Source organism: Sphingobium phenoxybenzoativorans (assembly GCF_001757355.1).
Lineage (GTDB): Bacteria > Pseudomonadota > Alphaproteobacteria > Sphingomonadales > Sphingomonadaceae > Sphingobium > Sphingobium phenoxybenzoativorans.
In genome coordinates, this window is sequence record NZ_MINO01000162.1 from 1 (window position 1) to 2,339 (window position 2,339).

The following is a 2,339-nucleotide window of genomic DNA, read 5'->3' on the forward strand; positions in this document are numbered from 1 at the left end:
GGAGATCAGGGCGCGCGCCGTCTGCTTCGGCATCGGCGTCGCCAGCGTGGAGGAAATTGACGAAATCAACATCCTCTGGGCGACGATGCTGGCAATGACCCGCGCGGTCGATGCGCTGACGCGGGACTGCGCGCATGTGCTGGTGGACGGCAACCGGTGCCCCAAATGGACCTATGCCTCCACGGCCATAGTGGAGGGCGACGCCAAATGCCTGTCGATCGCCGCCGCGTCGATATTGGCGAAGGAAGAACGCGACCGGATGATGATCGCCGCCGCCCGTGAGCATCCGCATTATGGATGGGAGAGCAACAAGGGCTATGGCAGCGCGAAGCATCTCGCGGCGCTTCGCGAACATGGCCCGACACCACTGCACAGACGCAGCTTCGCACCGGTGGCGCAGTTGGTGCTGATCTGATTCAGTCTGGATTGTTCCGTTCGTCGCCCCTGCGAAGGCAGGGGCCCCGCTTGATCTTCTACGCAGATTAGGAAGCGGGACCCCTGCCTTCGCAGGGGTGACGGGGCTAAAACTGGAACCTTCCCAAAAAAATATCCGCTCCATCTTGTGCTGAGTCCTCATGGCAACACCACCGCATGTTGAGACTTTGTGTGAAGTCGGGACTCAATATCTCGCGGTTTCCCCATTCGTTCTCACGCTGTTAACTTTTATGTGAGGCTTGGCCCCTAAGTTTTTGATCTTGACGGAGGACTCCGGAAGACTCATCCCACAGGCGTAACGACAGGGGCTTTGAGGTTTATGGGGGTTTTGGAGCGCGTTCCGGCGCGGCGGGGAAAAGGTGCGGTCGCGCTGGCGCAGCCGGCGATTGAGGCCGACCGCCTGATCAAGGGCGACTGCATTGCCGAGATGGCGAAGCTGCCCGACGCCTGCATCGACATGATCTTCGCTGATCCGCCCTATAATCTGCAACTGGGCGGCGACCTGTTCCGGCCCGAAGGCGGCATGGTCGATGCCGTAGATGACGACTGGGACAAGTTCGACACGCTCGCCGCCTATGACGCCTTCACCCACGCCTGGATGAAGGAAGCGCGCCGCATCCTGAAACCCAATGGCACCATCTGGGTCATTGGCAGCTACCATAATATCTTCCGCTGCGGCGTCGTGCTGCAGGATCAGGGCTTCTGGATACTCAACGACATTGTCTGGCGCAAGGCGAACCCGATGCCGAATTTCCGGGGCACGCGCTTCACCAATGCGCATGAGACGCTGATCTGGGCCAGCCAGTCCGAGGACAGCAAATATACGTTCAACTATCGCGCGATGAAGACGCTGAACGATGAGCTTCAGATGCGCTCCGATTGGGTACTGCCGATCTGCGGCGGGCAGGAGCGGCTGAAGCGCAACGGCACCAAGGCGCATCCGACGCAGAAGCCCGAAGCGCTGCTCTACCGCGTGCTGCTGGCCTGCACCAAGCCGGGCGACGTGGTGCTCGATCCCTTCTTCGGCACTGGCACGACCGGCGCGGTTGCCCGCCGCCTTGGCCGCAAGTGGATCGGCATCGAGCGCGACGACACCTATTGCGAAGTCGCGCTGGAGCGCATCGCCGCCTCCTTGCCGCTCGATGAATCCGCCATCGGCATCATGCAGTCGCCGCGTCAGGCGCCCAAGGTCGCCTTCGGCACGCTGGTTGAGACCGGCTATCTGGAGCCGGGTGCAATCCTCACCGACGTCAAGCGCCGTTGGAAAGCGCATGTGCGCGCCGACGGGTCGCTGGCCTGCGAGGGGCTGAACGCCTCGATCCACAAGGTCGGCGCGACTCTGCAGGGTGCGCCCTCGTGCAACGGCTGGACCTTCTGGCATTATGAGGTGGAAGGCGACCTGAAGCCCATCGACGCGCTGCGCCAGACCTACCTGCTCGCGACGCAGCCCTGATTTTCCAATGAACGTCATCCCCGCGCAGGCGGGGACCCATCTCCCATCCTTCCCGATGGAGGCCAGTGCTGGAGATGGGTTCCCGCTTTCGCGGGAATGACGGAATGGGGTAGAGCATTTTCATGACAATCCCCCGCCAAGCCCGCCTCTACCTCCGCCCGATATGGTTCGCCAATTCCCCCGTCGGCCTGGATGGAACCACCGCGCGCATCGGCAACAGCCTGCTCTGGTTCCAGGGCTATGAACTGACGGCCATGCAGGGCGGAACCCGCGTCCACCGCTCGGCCATCCCTGTCGAGGCGTTTGCCGACACAATCGCGTCACTCCCCGAACCGCTGCAGGCGCGCGCCAACATGCTCGCCGCGAATATAGCCGCGACCCGGCCACCGCTCACCCTGGGCGAGCGCACGATCCGCTTCGACGCGCCGCAGGTGATGGGCATCCTCAACGT

General features: G+C 62.8%; 2 protein-coding genes and 1 pseudogene. All 3 read left to right on the forward strand.

The window, feature by feature from the left end; translation table 11 throughout:
* Window positions 1–415 (forward strand): ribonuclease HII (gene rnhB, locus BHQ40_RS24505; protein ID WP_070158286.1); only part of this gene is annotated, 415 nt, incomplete at its 5' end.
* Between the two features lie 339 nt (window positions 416–754).
* A complete protein-coding gene (locus BHQ40_RS24510) occupies window positions 755–1,888 on the forward strand; it encodes a site-specific DNA-methyltransferase (protein WP_070158287.1) in 1,134 nt (377 codons plus the stop codon).
* A gap of 122 nt (window positions 1,889–2,010) precedes the next feature.
* Window positions 2,011–2,339: pseudogene (locus BHQ40_RS24515) on the forward strand (dihydropteroate synthase); the annotation flags it as partial.

Bases quoted from the DNA above. Each gene is read 5' to 3' on its own strand.
- BHQ40_RS24510 (WP_070158287.1), top strand. From the start codon at position 755: ATGGGGGTTTTGGAGCGCGTTCCGGCGCGGCGGGGAAAAGGTGCGGTC.